Below are 17749 nucleotides of genomic sequence, written 5' to 3' on the forward strand. Positions count from 1 at the left end.
GATGACCGCCGCCGCCATCGAAGGCGACCGCGAACGCTGCCTGGCCGCCGGCATGGACGACTACATCGCCAAACCCGTCACCCCCGACGCCGTCCACACCACCCTCAACCGCTGGATCCCGGCCCGGCTCAGCCCTCGCAGCGCATCGGACCCGACGCACTGAGAGTCCGCGCCTGCGCCCCGCGGGTAAAGACTCGATACCAGCAGTCCGTCTGGCATCATCGGCCCCGTGTCAGCTGACTCGGAACTGAACCGCAAGGCGCTCGTCGTCGAGGACGACGAGGACATCCGCTCCTTGATCGAGTTCACGCTGGCCACCCAGGGCTTCTCGGTGGTGGCGGTCGAGACCGGCCTGGCCGCGCTCGACGCGGTCCGCGAGCACGACCCCGACCTGATCACGCTCGACCTCGGCCTGCCCGGCATCGACGGCATCGAGACCTGCCGCAGGCTGCGCGAGATCACCGACGCCTACGTCGTGATGATCACCGCTCGCGACGACGAGATCGACCGGTTGATCGGGCTCGAGACCGGCGCCGATGACTTCCTCTCCAAGCCGTTCAGCGTGCGGGAGCTCAAGGCCCGGGTCAACGCCCTCTTCCGGCGCCCCCGCCACACCGGCAGCGGGGTGGCGGCCACCGCGACCACGCCCGCGCCGCAGACCACCGACCACGAGATCCTCACCCACGCCTCACTGCGCGTCGACGTCGACGGACGGCGCGCGTTCAAGGACGACGTCGAGCTGACGCTGACCCGCACCGAGTTCGACCTGCTCACCGAGCTGATGCGCGCACCCGCGCGGGTCTGGAGCCGCGAGTCGCTGCTGCGCTCGGTCTGGGGCACCGACTGGGCCACCGACACCCACCTGGTGGAGGTGCACATCGGCAACCTGCGTCGCAAGCTCGGCGAGTCCAGCGATCGGCGCTACATCCGCACGGTCCGGGGTGTGGGCTACCGGATGGACGCCGGCTGAGTCTCCGACTCGGCGAGGTACGCCGCGAGGGCCTGGTCGGCGCGCGCCGCGGCCGGGCCCAGCTGGAGGCCGGAGGCGATCGCCGACCCGAGGTCGAGTCGCCGTACCGCCTGCTCGAGCTCGGTGGCCACGGCCACCAGCTCGCAGGCACCGATGGTGCCGGAGGACGCCTTGAGGCTGAGCACCGCCTCGATCGTCTCCGCGTGGTCGTCGCCGCGTAGCGCCTGCTCGACGCGGCGGACCCGACCGGTGAGCATCGAGCGGTAGCGGACCGCCAGGTCGTGGGCGAACCGGGCGTCGTCGAGGTCGTGGCCGAGCCGGCCGAGCACTCCGGGGTCGAGCGCGCAGATCGTCGAACCGGTCATCGGGCCACTCCTCCGTGTCCAGGGGTGTCGCGGCCGCCGGACCCGAGGGCGCCGCAGACCCGGCGCCCGTCCGCGGGGTTCGGACGGACCGACTCCGGGCCGTGCGACACCCTAACGCCGAGAACGGCCCGAGACGAGAGCGGCGCGCAGAAAGTCGCCTCGATCATGCATAAACCGCGAGAACGCGGGATCCGACCCTGCCGCCGGTCGGCACTGGCGGCGCGCCGGCGACGCGGCGAGGTGCGAAGCCGGTTGCGGCCCACGGTCGACTCCTCATCAAGGCGGCGGTGCCGTCACCGCCGGTGCTGCTCGATGAGACAACTCTGCCCGCCCCGGCTCAGGGTTCCCGCACGTGTAGCCGCAGCGTTTGCTCAAGAGCCGCGCAAGCCGCGGCTACTCCCAGAAGACGCGGTCGACCACGCTGCGGGAGCGGCGCATGCATCGCAGATAGTCGTTGACCATCTCGTCGGTGGCGCCGGGCGGGTAGTCCAGGATGCGCGCGACCGCCGCCCGCTCCCGGATGTCGCGGGGCAACTGGTCACCGGCCTTGCCGTGCACCAGCGTCACCGCGTTGCGGATCCGGCTCACCCGGCGCCAGCCCTCGTTGAGCACCGCCGCGTCGTCGGTGTCGACCAGGCCGGCCTCCCGGGCCGCCTCGAGCGCCTCGAGCGTGCGGGAGGTGCGCAGCCCCGGCACTTGCCCGGCGTACCGCATCTGCAGCAGCTGGACCGTCCACTCGATGTCGGCGAGCCCGCCACGGCCCAGCTTGAGGTGGGTGTGCGGGTCGGCGCCGCGCGGCAGGCGTTCCTTGTCGACCCGGGCCTTGATCCGGCGCACCTCGATCACGTCGTCCTCGGAGATGCCGCGCTCGGGGAAGCGCAACGGGTCGATGAGCTCCTCGAAGCGGCGCCGCAGGTCGACGTCGCCGACCACGGCGTCAGCACGCAGCAGCGCCTGGAACTCCCAGACCTTCGACCAGCGGGCGTAGTAGGCGGCGTAGGACTCCAGGGTGCGCACCAGCGGCCCCTGCTTGCCCTCGGGACGCAGGTCGGCGTCGACGGCCAGCGCCGGATCCGGCCCGGGCGCGGCGAGCAGGCGGCGTACCTCGTTGGCCACCGCCTGGGCGTACGACGCCGCATCGCCAGGGTCGGCGCCCGGCACCGGGTCGTGGACGAACAGCACGTCCGCGTCGCTGCCGTAGGAGAGCTCGAACCCGCCGTAGCGGCCCATCGCGACGATCGCGATCACCGACGGCGCGCTCTGGAGTCCGCGCTGCTCCCGCACGGCCGCACCCGCGATGTCGAGGGTCGCCTCCAAGGTGGCGTCGGTCAGTCGAGACAGCCCGGCGCCCACGTCGGCGACGTCGGTGAGGCCGAGGACGTCCCCGGCTCCGATCCGCAGCAGCTCCCGGCGGCGCACCGCGCGCACGGTGCGCACCGCCTTCTCGGGGTCGTCCTCGTGGCGGGCGGTGGCCGCGAGCATCTCGTCGGTGAGCACCTCCGAGCTCAGCGGCGCGAGATCGCCACCCAGCATCCGCACACCCTGGGGCTCTCGCTCCAGCAGGTCGGTGACGTAGCGGGAGGTCGCCAGCAGGTGCGCCAGCCGTTCGGCGACCTGGCCCTCGTCGCGCAGCGTCTTGAGATACCAGTGGGTGTCGCCGAGGGAGTCGCTGAGCCGGCGGAACCCGAACAGCCCGGCGTCGGGGTCGGGCGCCTCAGCGAACCACTGCAGCATCGCCGGCAGGAGCGCCCGCTGGATGTCCGCGCGCCGGGAGACCCCCGAGGTGAGCGCCTCGAGGTGGCGCAGGGCGGCGCGCGGGTCCGCATAGCCCAGCGCGGCCAGCCGGTCGCCCGCGGCCTCGGGCGAGAGCCGCACCTCGGCGCCAGGCAGCTTGGCCACCGCCTGGAGGAGCGGCCGGTAGAACAGCTTCTCGTGCAACCGCCGCACCTCGCGGCGGTGGTGGTGCCAGGTGCGCTCGAGCTGGGCCACGGAGTCCTTGAGGTAGCCCAGGCTCCGGCCGAGCCGGCGCAGTGACGGCTCGTCGGCGGGCACGACGTGGGTGCGCCGCATCGAGAACAGCTGGATCCGGTGCTCGAGCGTGCGCAGGAACGCGTAGGCCTCGTGCAGTGCCTCCCCGTCCTCGCGGCCGACGTAGCCGCCCTCGGTGAGCCGGGCCAGCGCGCTCAGCGTCGCGGTCGGCCGGATCCGCTCGTCGCCGCGCCCGTGCACCAGCTGCAGCAGCTGGACGGCGAACTCGACGTCGCGCAGTCCCCCGGAGCCCAGCTTGAGCTGACGCTCGGCGTCCTTGGCGGGGATGTTCTCGAGCACCCGGCGCCGCATGGCCTGAGTGTCGGCCACGAACCCCTCCCGCTCGGCGGCGCGCCAGACCATCGGCGCCACCATCTCGACGTACTCGCGCCCGAGCGCGAGGTCGCCCGCGACCGGCCGGGCCTTGAGCAGCGCCTGGAACTCCCAGGTGCTGGCCCACCGCTCGTAGTAGGCGCGGTGGCTGGCCAGAGTGCGACTCAGCGGCCCCGTCTTGCCCTCCGGGCGCAACCCCGCGTCGACCGGCCAGATCGTGCCCTCGGCGGTGTGGTCGGAGCAGATCTGCATCAGGTGGCCGGCCAGCTGGCCGGCGACCCGGGTGGCCGCGTGGTCGGAGACCGCCGGCTCGCCCTCGCTCGTCCGCCCCGGCTCGTGGACGAAGATCACGTCGACGTCGGAGACGTAGTTGAGCTCCCGGCCTCCGCACTTGCCCATCGCGACCACGGCGAGCCGGGTCGTCCGGGCCGCGTCGCCGACCCGCTGCCGGGCGACGGCGAGGGCCGCCTCGAGGGTGCCGGCGGCCAGGTCGGCGAGCTCGGCGGCGACGTCGTCGACCGACGCGTGGTGCGCGAGGTCGCGGGCGGCCAGCCGCAGCAGCAGCCGGCGGTACTCGACGCGCAGAGCACCGACGGCCGCGTCGTCGGGCACGGTGGCGGTCGGGCTGGGGTCGGCGGCGTCCGCGCCCACGGCCCGCAACAGGTCGGCGCGCAGCGCGAACGCCGGCGGCCGGGTCGATCCGAGCGTCGGGTCGGTCAGCTCGTGCCACTGTTCGGGGTGGCGGGCCAGGTGGCCGGCGAGGGCGTCGCTGGCTCCGAGCACGCCGAGCAACCGCATCGCGGTGCCCTCGTCGTCCTCGAGGTGCCGCAGCAGCCGGTCGCCGTCGGCGGCGGACTCGACCAGGCGGACCAGGCCGGCCAGTGCCAGGTCCGGGTCGGCGGTGCGCGCCAGCAGCGGCAACAGCACGGGGCCGGTCTCGTCCAGCGTCTCGAGCAGCTGAGCGGCGCGGTCGGGCTCCTCGAAGCCCAGCGCGAGCAGCCGGCCCTTGCCCGTCGGGCGCCGGGTCACGTGACCGCCTCCGCGGCCTGCCCTCGCTCGTGCCGGCGCGCGGCGGCGAGCCCGGCGAAGCCCTCGCCGAGCGGGCGCCACCACGCCACCAGCTGCTCACTCGCCTCGCGGACGGCTTGCAGCACTGCGGACTGCTGTTCGTGGTCGGCGCGGGTCGGGTCGTCGTGCGAGCCCTCGTCGGACTCGACCCACCGGCGCAACACCTCGTCGTCGACCTCCGGGTGCAGCTGGACGCCCCAGGCGCGGGCCGCGAAGCGCACCACCTGCGCCTCGGCCTGCGGGGTCGCGGCGAGCAGCGTGGCCCCGGCGGGGAGCTCGGTGACGACGTCCTGGTTCCACTGGACGCCGCTGCGGGGCGTGGCCAGCGGACCGAACAGCACGTCGGCGCGCGCCGCCGGGGTCCAGCCCACCTCGAGCAGGCCGACCTGCCGGCCTCGGGGGTTGCGCCCCACCTCGCCCCCCAGCGCGAGCCCCACCAGCTGGTGGCCCAGGCACACGCCGAGCACCGGCACTCCCGCGTCGACCGCCGCGCGCACCAGGGCCCGCGTCGTCGCCAGCCACGGGTGGGCGGCGTCGTCGTCGGCGTCCATCGACCCGCCCAGCACCAGCAGCGCGTCGTACGACGTCACCTCGCCGCCGGCGGGCAGCGGCTGGCCGGTGTCGGGCCGGCGCACGTCGAGGGCGCACCCGGCGTCGAGCAGCCAGTCGCCGAGCAGCGCGGGCGGGCAGTCCGCCTCGTGCTGCACGACGAGCACGGTCGGGGCCGGCATGGCGGGTCAGCCGGTCAGAGGACCGGCAGCATCCGGTCGCGCTCGAACGGCGAGACCTGCACGCGGTACTCGTCCCACTCGGCTCGCTTGTTGCGCAGGAAGAAGTCGAAGACGTGCTCGCCGAGGGTCTCGGCGAGCAGCTCGGAGTCCTCGGCGATCTTGATCGCCTCGTAGAGGTTGCGCGGCAGCGGCTCGATGCCCAGCGAGGTGCGCTCCCGCTCGGTGAGAGACCACACGTCGTCCTCGGCCTCGCGCGGCAGCTCGTACTCGCCCTCGATGCCCTTCATGCCCGCGGCCAGCAGCACCGCGAACGCCAGGTAGGGGTTGCAGGCGGCATCGATCGTGCGCACCTCGACGCGGGTCGACTGCCCCTTCATCGGCTTGTACATCGGCACCCGCACCATGGCGGAGCGGTTGTTGTGGCCCCAGCAGATGTAGGAGGGAGCCTCGCCGCCGAACATCATCCGCTTGTAGCTGTTGACCCACTGGTTGGTGACGCAGCTGATCTCGGGGGCGTGCTTGAGGATGCCGGCGATGAAGCGGCGTCCGGTCTGGCTGAGCTGGTACTGCGCGCCGGCCTCGTAGAAGGCGTTCTGGTCACCCTCGAACAGCGACACGTGGGTGTGCATGCCGGACCCGGGGTGGGTGGTGAACGGCTTGGGCATGAACGTGGCCCAGATGTCCTGGCCGAGCGCGACCTCCCGGATGACCGTGCGGAAGGTCATGATGTTGTCGGCGGTGGTCAGCGCGTCGGCGTAGCGCAGGTCGATCTCCTGCTGGCCCGGGCCGCCCTCGTGGTGGCTGAACTCGACCGAGATGCCCATCGACTCGAGCATCGTGATCGCCTCGCGGCGGAAGTCGGCACCCATCGACTGCGCGGTGTGGTCGAAGTAGCCGCTGCGGTCGACCGGCACCGGCTCGGCGCCGTGCTCGGGCAGCCCCTTCATGAGGTAGAACTCGATCTCGGGGTGGGTGTAGAAGGTGAAGCCGCGGTCGGCCGCCTTGCTGAGGGTCCGCTTGAGGACGTGGCGCGGGTCGGCGTAGGACGGCGACCCGTCGGGCATCACGATGTCGCAGAACATCCGCGCCGTCGCGGGCCCCTCGCCCCGCCAGGGCAGGATCTGGAACGTCGAGGGGTCGGGCATCGCCAGCATGTCGGCCTCGAAGACCCGGGCGAAGCCCTCGATCGCGGAGCCGTCGAACCCGATGCCCTCGGCGAACGCCCCCTCGAGCTCGGCCGGCGCCACCGCGACCGACTTCAGCGAGCCGATCACGTCGGTGAACCAGAGCCGGACGAACCGGACCTCCCGCTCCTCGAGCGCCCGGAGTACGAAGTCTTCCTGCTTGCCCATGGCGGCAGCCTATCGGCGGCCTCCGGCCCGCCGCTGGGGGCCGGAGGTCACCGTCGTGTCGGGCCTACGGGCGAGAGGTCAGAGCACCTCGCACAGGTTGATCTCCTGCGAGCCGAGCACGCCGCCGAAGACCCGTCGCATGGGCTTGGTCCAGGGCTGGGTGCGCTGGGTGAAGGCGATGCTGCCCAGCACCCGGTCGTGCACGCCCTCGACGGGCACCTTGCGCACCCGCACGAGGAGGGTCAGCCGCCGCTCCGGGGTGCCGGCGAAGCAGGCGGTGCCGCGGCGCTTGCCCTGTGCCTTCTCCAGGTCGATGCGGGAGCCGACGTCCTCCTGGCCGTAGCGGAACGCCACGGTCGTGAGGTAGCCGGTGTGCCCCTCCCAGGGTGCCTCGACGGTGGCCGACATGCCCACGGTGTGCAGGGTGTCGATCCGCCAGCTGACCTTGCCCTTGCGGACCTGCTTCTCCTTCGAGGACCAGAACGAGTAGGGGTCCGCGGGGTTCCCGGTCTCGTAGCCCTGGTCGAGCTGGAACACGCAGCCCTTGCAGTTCGGCACCTTGAAGGTGACCACGGTCTTGCCCTCATCGACGCTGGCTCGGGCACTGCTGTCGGCGGGGCGCGCGGCGGGCTTCGCCTCGGTCGGCGAGGTCGCGACGAGCAGGCCCCAGAACAGTGCCGCGACGGCGACGAGGACCGCGACACGGCGCGGCACGGGGCGGGTGGGGTTCATGGTCTGGGCTCTCTCCTCGGTCTGCCGGCGCGGACCCGGTCGGTCCGCGGTGGCGGTGTGCGAGGAGTACGCCGGGCCGCGCGGCGCGGTTGCGCGGCCGGCGTCGGCGGGGGCTCTGGTCTGGTCCGGGGCGCTCTCTGTTCCGTCCGGTGAGCACGTCGGTCACATCAGCGCCCTTCTTCGGCCCAGGAAGGGCGCTGGTGTGACCGACGTGGCCTCCCCGCTGAGCGTCTCCGGGACCTTCTCGGCGCCCTTGTGTCCGTCGCCGTACGAGCGGACGCGGCCGGGGGCAGCTCGCACCAACCCTCGAGCGAGCCCGACGCGTTGACCGACCGGAGCCCGGCCACCCGAAGGAGCCACGTGCCGAAGCGGAAGATCGTCGTCACAGCGATCGCGAGCGCCCTGCTGGCGCTCTCGGGCTGCACGGGGGCGCCCAGCGCAGATGCCCCGCCTCCCGCACCGCGTCCATCGGTCGGTGGAGGCGGGTCCCAAGTGCCGACGCCCACTCCCCCACCGAGCCCGATCCCCGAGCGCCTGCACGAGCGCCTTCCTCCGTCCGCGGACCTGGTCGACGACGGCATCGTGATCGACCTCGTCGCGGCCGCCAGCGCACCCAGCATCGGCGAAGCACCCGTCGACGCCGGCATGCTGCTCGTGCAACTGGGCGCCTTCGGCTGGTCGGACCCCGCTGCGCCGTTCGCCGAGGGCGAGCCCTTCCTCCTGACCGCCGACGGAGAATGGCGCACGTTCGACCTGGACCGCTACGGCCTCGAGTCACCCGTCTACGCGGAGCTGTCGTCCGCGATCTCCCGAGATGGCCGATCCGTGGCCTTCGCCGATCCCTCCGGCGTCGTGACCGTGGATCTCCGCGATGGCACCTTCCGGCGCTTCGAACCGCCCGTCCACGAGGCCGTGGCGCTGGCCTGGTCGCCCGACGGCTCCTCGCTCCTGCTCAAGGACCGGCACGACCGGCGACGTCCCTGCGGTCCGACGGGCTGCCGGCTCGACGTCTCCACCGGCCAGCTCACCCGAGTGCCCTTCAACGTCTTCTACGCCGCGTACGACGACCTCGGCGCCGTGGTCGAGATGCAGAGCCCCGCCGGCGACCGCGGCGGGAGCGTCGTCACCCACCCTCCGGACGGCCCACCGACTGTGACGCCCCTTCGTGTCAGGACCCTCGCCCATACCGCCGGCGGCCCGGCCGCTGCGCGCCACGTGGCGTTCGCCCAGTGCCGGGGCCGCTCCGCGGAACTGGACAACGGCGTCGTGGTCGTCGACCCGACCTCCGGGACCGCGGAGGCGATGCTCACCAGCCCACACCGACGATGCCGCCTCGGGGCCCAGGCCTGGCTGGACGACGACCACCTCGTCGTGCACGACTGGCCCGGCGGCGACCTGTGGCTCTGGGAGGTCGGGCAGCCACCCGCGCACCGGTTCGTCGCGAGCCCCTCGGCGACCGTGCACTACCAGGTCGCCGAGGCAGTGATGGCGCGGCGGTTCCGGCACCTGCTCGACGGCTGAGGCCGAGTCACTCCCGGGGCACGTTCTCCAGCTCGGCCAGCCAGGCCGCCGCGCTGGCGTCCGACGGCATCCGCCAGTCACCGCGCGGCGACATCGTGCCACCGTGGCTGACCTTGGGTCCGTTGGGCAGTGCCGACCGCTTGAACTGGCTGGCGAAGAAGCGCCGCACGAACACCTCGAGCCAGCGGCGGATCTCGGGCAGGTCGAACTCCAGCCGCCGCTGGTCCGGGAAGTTCGGCGGCCACTCCCCCTGCGCGGCGTCGTGCCAGGCGTGCCAGGCGAGGAAGGCGATCCGGCTCGGGGAGTGGCCGAAGCGGAGCACGTGGAAGAGCGTGAAGTCCTGGAGCGAGTAGGGGCCGACCGAGGCCTCGGTGGACTGCGGCAGGTCGTCCTCGCGGCTGGGGATCAGCTCGGGGGTGATCTCCTGCTCGACGATCTCGAGCAGCACCCGGTTGGTCGCCTCCTCGAACTCGCCGTTGCCGGCCACCCAGCGGATCAGGTGCTGGATGAGTGTCTTCGGCACCCCCGCATTGACGTTGTAGTGCGACATCTGGTCGCCGACGCCGTAGGTGCACCAACCGAGCGCGAGCTCGGAGAGGTCGCCCGTGCCGAGCACGAGTCCGCCGCGATGGTTGGCGAGGCGGAAGAGGTAGTCGGTGCGCAGGCCCGCCTGCACGTTCTCGAAGGTGATGTCGTAGACCTCCTCACCCTTGGCGAACGGGTGGTCGAGGTCGGTGAGCATCGTCCGGGCGGCGTCGGTGATGTCGATCTCCTGCATGGTGATGCCCAGCGACTCCGCCAGGCTCCACGCGTAGCCCTTGGTCCGCTCGCCGGTCGCGAAGCCGGGCAGCGTGAAGCCGTGGACGTCGGAGCGCGGCCGGCCGAGCCGGTCCATCGCCTTCGCCGCGACGATCAGGGCGTGGGTCGAGTCGAGGCCGCCGCTGACGCCGATCACCACCTTGGGCGCGAAGTCGGCGCTGGTCATCGACGCCAGTCGCTGCTCGAGCCCGGAGACCTGGATGTTGTAGGCCTCGTAGCAGTCGAGTGCGAGCCGCTCGGGGTCGTCGGGCACGAACGGGAAGCGGTCGACCTTGCGGCGCAGCCCGAGGTCGCCGGTCGGCGGCGCGAGCTCGAAGTCGACGGTGCGGAAGTCGCGACCGACGGCGCGACGGTTGTCGTCGAAGGTGCCCATCCGCAGCCGCTCCAAGCGGAGCCGGTCGAGGTCGACGTCGACCACCGAGGCCCGCGGGCCGTCGGGGAACCGCTCGGATTCGGCCAGCAACTGCCCGTTCTCGTAGACCATCGTCTGCCCGTCCCAGGACAGGTCGGTCGTCGACTCGCCCTGACCGGCCGCGGCGTAGACGTAGGCCGCCAGGCAGCGGCTGGAGGCGCTCTGCGCCATCAGGTGGCGGTCGCTCGCGCGCCCGATGGTGATCGGGCTGCCGGAGAGGTTCGCCAGGACGGTCGCACCGGCCAGCGCGGCCTCGGCGCTCGGCGGCACCGGCACCCACATGTCCTCGCAGACCTCGACGTGCAGCACCAGACCGCGCACGTCCTCGGCCCGGAAGAGCAGGTCCGGGCCGATCGGCACCTCCTGCCCGGCCACGACGTGCGTGCCCCGCACCTCGTCGCCGGGGGCGAACCAGCGGCGTTCGTAGAACTCGCGGTACGTCGGCAGGTAGGACTTCGGGGCGATGCCCAGCACCCGCCCGCGATGGATGACCACCGCGGCGTTCAGCACCCGGTTGCCGTGCGCGATCGGGGCGCCGACCACGATCACCGGCAGCAGGTCCGTCGAGGCGGCGACCAGCTCGCCGAGGGCGTCCTCGACGGCGTCGAGCAGGGTGTCGGCGAGGAAGAGGTCGTCGATGGCATAGCCGGTCAGGCACAGCTCGGGGAACACCGCGACGCCGACGCCGTCGTCGTGACAGGCACGCGCCTGCTCGAGCACGGTGCGGGAGTTCGTGGCGGGGTCGGCGACTCGGATCGGGATCGTGCACGCCGCGACGCGCACGAACCCCTGGGCGTAGGCGGAGAAGAAGTCCACGCCAGGGAGTTTCCCATCCGCGCTCCGATGATTCCCCCGGACGCCGGCGGTCTCCCCACATCACCCACGCCAGACCGATCAGAGAGGCGGGCCGCCATGGCCACCGTGAGAACCTCCATCAGTCCCTGCCTGTGGTTCGACGACGACCTGGAGGAGGCGATGGCCTTCTACACGGGCATCTTCCCCAACTCCTCGGTCGGCAACGTGCTGCGCAACACCGAGGCGAGCCGGCTCGAGACCGGCACGGTCGTGGCCGCGGACTTCACCTTGGACGGCCTGACCTTCCACGCGATCAACGGTGGTCCGCAGTTCAGCTTCAGCGAGGCGATCTCGTTCGAGATCGCCTGCCGCGACCAGTCCGAGGTCGACTACTACTGGGACAGCCTCGTCGACGGCGGCGAGGAGTCGATGTGCGGCTGGCTCAAGGACCGGTTCGGCCTGTCGTGGCAGGTGGTGCCGACCCGGCTCTACGAGCTCCTCTCCGACCCCGAACCGGCCCGGGCCAACGCGGCGATGACCGCGATGCTGAGCATGCGCCGGATCGTGGTGGCCGACCTCGAGGCGGCGGCCGCACAGGCCGCACCGGTCTGATCGGCTCTGGCAAACGTGTGGCGAGGGGGGCGCCGGACGGGCAGTCTGACGAGCCCCCGCCGACAGAGACCCGGAGCAGCCCGTGCCCTTCGCCGCGACCCCCGACCCGCCGTACACCGCCGTGATCTTCTCCTCGGTACGCCGCGGCGGTGACGCCGACGGCTACCTCGACACCGCGCGGCGGATGGAGGAGCTGGCCGCCGAGCAGCCCGGCTACCTGGGCATCGAGTCGGCGCGCGATGCCGGGCTCGGCATCTCGGTGTCGTACTGGGCCGACGAGGCCGCGGCACGTGCCTGGAAGGGCGTGGCCGAGCACCTCGTCGCCCAGCAGCGGGGACGCACGGAGTGGTACGCCGACTACCGGGTGCGGGTGGCCACGGTCTCCCGCGACTACGGCATGGCCTGATCCGGTCACGGATGTCGGCGCCGGCGGGCACGATGGCCTCGTGCCGACGATCGTGGTCCTGCTGCTGACCCTGCTGCCCCTGGCCGGCCCCGCGGCCCCCTCCCCTGCCCCCTTTCCGGCCACCTCCCCGGCGAGCCCGTCCGCCCGCGCCGGGGCCTGGAGCGGCAGCTACCCCGAGGCGGTCGCGGCGCTGCCGGTGCGGCGCGAGGTGCGTGACGGCTACGACCGCGACGAGTTCAACCACTGGATCGGCCAGGGCGACGGCTGCGACACCCGCGACGTGGTGCTGATCGACGAGAGCCTCGAGGAGGCCGAGGTCGGCGAGGACTGCGCGGTCTCGGGTCGGTGGCACTCGGCCTACGACGGCGTCGAGACCGTCGACGCCTCGAGTTTCGACATCGACCACGTGGTGCCGCTGGCCGAGTCCTGGGACTCCGGCTCCCGCTCGTGGGACGACGAGCGCCGCGAGCGGTTCGCCAACGACCTCGGCGACCGGCGCTCGCTGCTCGCGGTCTCGGCCTCGTCCAACCGCAGCAAGGGCGACCAGGACCCGGCCGAGTGGATGCCCGACCAGGGCCGGTGCCGCTACGTGCGCGGCTACGTCGCGGTGAAGCTGCGCTGGGGGCTGTCGGTCGACCGAGCGGAGAAGCGGTTCCTGCGCAAGACCGCGCGGCGCTGCCCCGCGCGCCAGCTCAAGGTGCGCGTGGTCCCGGTCGACTGATCGAGCCCGGGCCCGGAGGTGACCGGCCTCACGCGGTGCCCGAGCGACTTCCCGGGCTAGCCTGAACGCGGTCCGTGGACTCCATCAGGGAGCCGCGAGATGACGCCTTCGAAGGAGCCCGCCATGAGCGAGGAGACCGCCCCCTACGGCACCGGTGCCGCCCCCTCCGGGCCGCCGGCGCGCAAGCGCATCCGCACCCACCACCTGCGGGAGATGAAGCAGGCCGGCGAGCGGTTCGCGATGCTCACCGCCTACGAGCAGTACGCCGCGCAGGTCTTCGACGAGGCCGGCGTCGAGGTGCTGCTGGTCGGCGACAGCGCCTCCAACAACGTCTTCGGCAACGAGACGTCGCTGCCGGTGACCGTCGACGAGCTGATCCCGCTGGCCCGGGCGGTGGCGCGGTCGGTGCGCCGCGCGCTGGTCGTGGCCGACCTGCCGTTCGGCAGCTACCAGGCCTCCCCGGAGCAGGCCTACCTGACCGCGGTGCGGTTCATGAAGGAGGCCGGCGCCCACGCGGTGAAGCTCGAGGGCGGGGTCGAGATGGCGCCGCAGGTGCGCAAGCTGACCGAGGGCGGCATCCCGGTGATGGCGCACATCGGCTTCACCCCGCAGTCCGAGCACAACCTGGGCGGCTACCGCGTGCAGGGCCGTGGCGAGGCGGCGAAGAAGGTCGTCGAGGAGGCCCTCGCGATGGAGGACGCCGGGGCGTTCGCGGTCGTGATGGAGATGGTGCCCGGCGACGTGGCCGCCGAGGTGACCGCGGCCGTGTCGATCCCGACCATCGGCATCGGCGCCGGCAGCCGCTGCGACGGCCAGGTGCTGGTGTGGCAGGACGCGTTCGGCCTGCGCACCGGCAGGATGCCGCGGTTCGTCAAGCAGTACGCCGACCTGCGCGGCGTCCTGCTGCAGGCGGCCCGCGACTACGCCGACGACGTCCGCGCCGGCACCTTCCCCGGCCCCGAGCACACCTTCTGACGCCGACCCGTCAACGATTCCCGCCTTTCGGCGGCGTGTCGAGGAACGGTTGACTCCTCGGCGCGGAGACGGCCCTTCCGCTGACCCGCTTCGGCTCGTACGGTGCCGCCCATGCGTGCGATCTCGGTGCTGCTGCTCGCCCTGCTGCTGCTCGTCCCGGTCCCGGGGGTCGCCGACCCAAGCCCGTCCACCGTGTCGGCGTCCTCCGGACCCGAGGCCGGCGCCCGCGCGCAGCCCCCCGCACTGCGGGTACGCCGGATGGTCACCGCCCTGGACGTCCCCTGGGACGTCCAGCCCGTCGGCGGCGGCCGGTTCCTGGTGACCGAACGGGACCGGGCCCGGCTGTGGCTGGTGACCCGGCGCGGCGGCAAGCAGCGGGTGCGCTTCCCGAGCCGGAAGGTGTGGCGCTCCGGTGAGACCGGGCTCGCCTCGCTCGAGGTCGATCCCGGCTTCGCCCGCAACCGCCGCTTCTACACCTGCTCCGGCTGGCGCACCGGGCGCGGCCCGGCCGCCCACGACGTCAGGGTCAACGCCTGGCGGCTCTCCCCCGACGGCCGCCGCGCCAAGCGGCTGCGCACCCTCGTCGCCGGCTTCCCCACCTCGACCGGCCGGCATGCCGGCTGCCGGCTGCTGATCCTCGGCGACGGCTCGCTGCTGGTCGGCACCGGCGATGCCGCCCGGTCCCGGGTGCCCCGCGACCTGCGCTCCCTCGGCGGCAAGACCCTGCGCCTGGACCGGATGACCGGCGAGCCCTGGCCGGACAACCCCTGGCCACGCGCGCGCAACGAGCGCAAGCGCTACGTCTTCACCTACGGCCACCGCAACGTCCAGGGCCTCGCCGAGCGGGCCGACGGCTCCCTGTGGTCGGTGGAGCACGGCCCGCACCACGACGACGAGGTGAACCGGCTGCGCCCCGGCGGCGACTACGGCTGGCAGCCCGGTCCGGGCTACGACGAGAGCGTCCCGATGACCGACCACAGCCTGCCCGGCCGGCAGGTGCGCGCCCGGTGGCGGTCGGGCAAGCCCACGCTCGCCACCAGCGGGGCGACCTTCGTGCACGGTGAGCGGTGGGGCGCGCTCGACGGGACGCTCGCCGTCGCCGCGCTCAAGAGCAGCCGGCTGCTCTTTCTCCGCTTCGACGACCGCGGCCGGTTCCAGCGCTCCTGGGCACCGCCGGCGCTGCGGCGGCACGGCCGGTTGCGGTCGGTCACCCGGCTCGGCAACGGCGACCTGCTGGTCACCACCTCGAACGGCTCGGGGCGCGACGCGGTGCTGCTGGTGCGGCCGCGCTGAGCCGCATCCCCACCGAGCCGACGCCCACCAGCCGCACCCTTCCGCGGCGCCCCTGCCCGCCGTACGGTGGCCGGCATGCGCCCGGTCCCGGTGGTCCTGCTCCTGTCCCTGCTCGCCCCGGCGGTGCCCGCCGCCGCGGCCGACACCGCGACCGGCCGCGGGGCCGGCGAGCGGACCGAGAGCACCCGGGCGGTGGCCGAGAGGCGCGTCGCGCCCACGCTGCGGGTGCGGCGGCTGATCACCGGGCTCGAGCGCCCCTGGGACGTCCAGCCGCTGCCCGGCGGGCGGCTGATCTTCACCCAGCGGGACCGGGCGACCCTCTCGGTGTGGCACAAGGGGAGCTCGCGCACCCTCCGCTTCCCGAGCGACCGCATCTGGACCTCCGGCGAGACCGGGCTGATGTCGGTCGAGGTCGACCCCGGCTTCCAGCGCAACCGCCGGGTCTACACCTGCTCGGGCTGGCGCAAGCAGGGCGACGGCGTCGACGTGCGGGTCGTGGCCTGGAGGCTCAACCAGGCCCTGACCCGCGCCCGGCTCGTGGAGCCGCTGGTCACCGGCTTCCCCACCAGCAGCGGCCGGCACGGCGGTTGCGCGCTGGAGGTCACCCGCGACGGGTCGCTGCTGGTCGGCACCGGCGACGCCGCCCAAGGCAGCAACCCCCGCGACAAGACCTCGCTGGGTGGCAAGACGCTCCGGCTGAACCGGTTCACCGGCAAGCCGTGGCCGAAGAACCCGTGGCGCAACGCCAAGAACGCCGCCAAGCGCTATGTCTTCACCTTCGGGCACCGCAACGTCCAGGGTCTCGCCGAGCGTCGTGACGGCACCTTGTGGTCGGTCGAGCAGGGCAGCTGGCGCGACGACGAGGTGAACCGGCTGCGCCGGGGCGGCGACTACGGCTGGCACCCCGTGCCCGGCTACGACGAGAGCGTCCCGATGACCGACCACGGCCTGCCCGGCAAGCAGGTCTCCGCCCGCTGGCGCTCCGGCGAGCCGACCCTGGCCACCAGCGGCGCCACGTTCGTCTACGGCAGGAAGTGGGGCGCGCTCGGGGGCGCACTCGCCGTGGGTGTGCAGAAGGCCGAGCGGGTGCTGTTCTTGACCTTCGACGGCAAGGGCCGGCTGAAGCGGGCCCGAGCCCCCAAGGCGCTGCGCCAGTACGGTCGGCTGCGCGGCGTCACCCAGGCCCCCGGCGGCGCGCTCCTGGTCACCACCGACAACGGCGACGGTGACGCGATCCTCAAGGTCACGCCGCGCCGCTGACCCGGGCGGATCCGCACCACCAGCCGTCGGGCATGCTCGGGGGTGACGGGTCCCCCACGCGGAAGGTGCCATGGACCAGGGAACACTGATCGCCGGGCTGCTGGTCCTGGTCTTCATCGTCCTCGGCGGCGTCTTCGCCGGCACCGAGATCGCGCTGGTCTCGCTGCGCGACAGCCAGATCAACGAGCTCGAACGGCAGGGCGGACGCGGCGCCCGGGTCGCCGCCGTGGCCCGCGACCCGAACCGGTTCCTGGCCGCGGTGCAGATCGGCGTCACCGTGGCCGGGTTCTTCTCGGCCGCCTACGGCGCGTCCGCGATCGCGCCCGATGTCGCGCCGCTGTTCGAGGGCCTCGGCCTGCCGGAGGGGGCCTCCGACACCGTCGCCCTGGTGGTGCTGACGTTGGTCATCGCCTATCTGTCCCTGGTGCTGGGCGAGCTGGTGCCCAAGCGGCTCGCCCTGCAGCGCTCCGCCGGCGTGGCGACGATGGTGGGGCCGCCGCTGGACCGGTTCGCCACCGCGATGCGGCCGATGATCTGGCTGCTCTCGGTCTCCACCGACGCAGTGGTCCGGCTGCTCGGCGGCGACCCGTCGGCCACCTCGGAGGAGATGAGCCAGGAGGAGCTGCGCTCGCTGGTGGGCACCCACGAGGGGCTGCCCGACGAGGAGCGCCAGATCGTCGTCGACGTCTTCGACGCCGGCGACCGCACGCTGAGCGAGGTGATGCGGCCGCGCGCCGACATCACCTCCGTGCGGATCGACGACGACGTCGCCGCGGCCCGCGAGACGGTGCGCCGCAACCCCTACTCGCGCTACCCGGTGATCGGTGAGAACTTCGACGACGTCCGCGGGTTCCTGCACGTGCGCGACCTGCTCGAGGTGGAGCCCGGCGCTCGGGTCGAGGAGCTGGTCCGGCCGATCCCGTTCCTGCCCTCCACCAATCGACTGCTGCCGACGCTGACCCAGCTGCGGGCAGAGGGCGCACACATCGCGGTCGTCGTCGACGAGTACGGCGGCACCGACGGCCTGGTGACCCTCGAGGACCTCGTCGAGGAGCTGGTCGGCGACATCTGGGACGAGTACGACGTCGACCCGATCACCGTGCGCGACCCCGAGCGGGCGTCGTGGATCGACGCCGGGCTCACCATCGAGGACTTCGCCGAGACCAGCGGCGTCGAGCTGGCCGACGGCCCCTACGAGACCGCGGCCGGCTTCGTGCTCGCCCGGTTGGGTCACCTCGCCGAGGTCGGCGACACGGTCCCGGTGGGCGAGCACGAGCTGGTCGTCGCCGAGGTCGACGGGCGCCGGATCACCCGGCTGTCGGTGCGCCCGCTGGGCGAGACGCCGACGAGCTGACG

Annotated in this window: 15 protein-coding genes; 9 read left to right on the forward strand and 6 right to left on the reverse strand. The window is 73.1% G+C overall.

From position 1 onward, the window contains the following. Positions 1-229: 229 nt before the first annotated feature. Positions 230-970 carry a response regulator transcription factor gene (locus tag D6B71_RS20150; protein ID WP_240641598.1) on the forward strand — a complete coding sequence of 247 codons (741 nt, stop codon included), beginning with the start codon at positions 230-232 and terminating at the stop codon, positions 968-970. On the opposite strand, the gene D6B71_RS20155 is transcribed toward D6B71_RS20150, so the two are convergent. The 5 genes from D6B71_RS20155 to D6B71_RS20175 form a co-directional block, all read right to left on the reverse strand. Then, complete coding sequence (locus D6B71_RS20155) at positions 949-1335, reverse strand: Hpt domain-containing protein (protein WP_121258465.1); 387 nt, start codon at positions 1333-1335, stop codon at positions 949-951. The two genes, D6B71_RS20150 and D6B71_RS20155, sit on opposite strands and share 22 nt — an antisense overlap. Before the next feature lie 393 nt (positions 1336-1728). Continuing rightward, positions 1729-4725, reverse strand: a complete 2997-nt coding sequence (locus tag D6B71_RS20160) for a bifunctional [glutamine synthetase] adenylyltransferase/[glutamine synthetase]-adenylyl-L-tyrosine phosphorylase (RefSeq protein WP_121258467.1) — start codon at positions 4723-4725, stop codon at positions 1729-1731. Further along, positions 4722-5495: a type 1 glutamine amidotransferase gene (locus D6B71_RS20165; protein ID WP_121258469.1), complete on the reverse strand. Its 774-nt coding sequence runs from the start codon at positions 5493-5495 to the stop codon at positions 4722-4724. The genes D6B71_RS20160 and D6B71_RS20165 overlap by 4 nt, the downstream gene beginning before the upstream one ends. 14 nt (positions 5496-5509) lie before the next feature. Continuing rightward, positions 5510-6847 carry a glutamine synthetase family protein gene (locus D6B71_RS20170; RefSeq protein ID WP_121258471.1) on the reverse strand — a complete coding sequence of 446 codons (1338 nt, stop codon included), beginning with the start codon at positions 6845-6847 and terminating at the stop codon, positions 5510-5512. 78 nt (positions 6848-6925) lie between these two features. Next, positions 6926-7579, reverse strand: coding sequence for a hypothetical protein (locus tag D6B71_RS20175; RefSeq protein ID WP_121258473.1), 654 nt, complete (start codon positions 7577-7579; stop codon positions 6926-6928). A gap of 492 nt (positions 7580-8071) precedes the next feature. Between D6B71_RS20175 and D6B71_RS20180 the strand changes: the two genes are divergently transcribed. After that, positions 8072-9100: a TolB-like translocation protein gene (locus D6B71_RS20180; protein WP_121258475.1), complete on the forward strand. Its 1029-nt coding sequence runs from the start codon at positions 8072-8074 to the stop codon at positions 9098-9100. 7 nt (positions 9101-9107) lie between these two features. Here D6B71_RS20180 and D6B71_RS20185 read toward each other — a convergent pair whose 3' ends face one another. Then, positions 9108-11147, reverse strand: coding sequence for an NAD(+) synthase (locus D6B71_RS20185; protein WP_121258477.1), 2040 nt, complete (start codon positions 11145-11147; stop codon positions 9108-9110). Between the two features lie 96 nt (positions 11148-11243). On the opposite strand from D6B71_RS20185, the gene D6B71_RS20190 reads away from it, so the two are divergent. The 7 genes from D6B71_RS20190 to D6B71_RS20220 all read left to right on the forward strand — a co-directional run bounded on the left by D6B71_RS20190 (position 11244) and on the right by D6B71_RS20220 (position 17747). After that, on the forward strand, positions 11244-11738 hold the full coding sequence (locus D6B71_RS20190) for a VOC family protein (RefSeq protein WP_121258479.1): 495 nt from the start codon (positions 11244-11246) through the stop codon (positions 11736-11738). A gap of 82 nt (positions 11739-11820) precedes the next feature. After that, on the forward strand, positions 11821-12144 hold the full coding sequence (locus D6B71_RS20195; protein ID WP_121258481.1) for an antibiotic biosynthesis monooxygenase family protein: 324 nt from the start codon (positions 11821-11823) through the stop codon (positions 12142-12144). A gap of 40 nt (positions 12145-12184) precedes the next feature. Beyond that, positions 12185-12865 (forward strand): HNH endonuclease family protein, encoded by a 681-nt coding sequence (locus D6B71_RS20200; RefSeq protein ID WP_206051874.1) that lies wholly within the window; start codon positions 12185-12187, stop codon positions 12863-12865. Between the two features lie 123 nt (positions 12866-12988). Beyond that, the gene (gene panB, locus D6B71_RS20205) at positions 12989-13840 is read left to right on the forward strand and encodes a 3-methyl-2-oxobutanoate hydroxymethyltransferase (protein WP_164519756.1); all 852 of its coding nucleotides are present in this window, start codon (positions 12989-12991) and stop codon (positions 13838-13840) included. Between the two features lie 111 nt (positions 13841-13951). Continuing rightward, on the forward strand, positions 13952-15133 hold the full coding sequence (locus D6B71_RS20210) for a PQQ-dependent sugar dehydrogenase (protein WP_121258485.1): 1182 nt from the start codon (positions 13952-13954) through the stop codon (positions 15131-15133). Positions 15134-15208: 75 nt separating this feature from the next. Continuing rightward, positions 15209-16393, forward strand: coding sequence for a PQQ-dependent sugar dehydrogenase (locus D6B71_RS20215; protein ID WP_121258487.1), 1185 nt, complete (start codon positions 15209-15211; stop codon positions 16391-16393). Between the two features lie 70 nt (positions 16394-16463). After that, positions 16464-17747: a hemolysin family protein gene (locus D6B71_RS20220; RefSeq protein ID WP_121258489.1), complete on the forward strand. Its 1284-nt coding sequence runs from the start codon at positions 16464-16466 to the stop codon at positions 17745-17747. Positions 17748-17749: the final 2 nt, after the last annotated feature.

Source organism: Nocardioides ferulae (genome assembly GCF_003660455.1).
Classification (GTDB): Bacteria; Actinomycetota; Actinomycetes; order Propionibacteriales; family Nocardioidaceae; genus Nocardioides; species Nocardioides ferulae.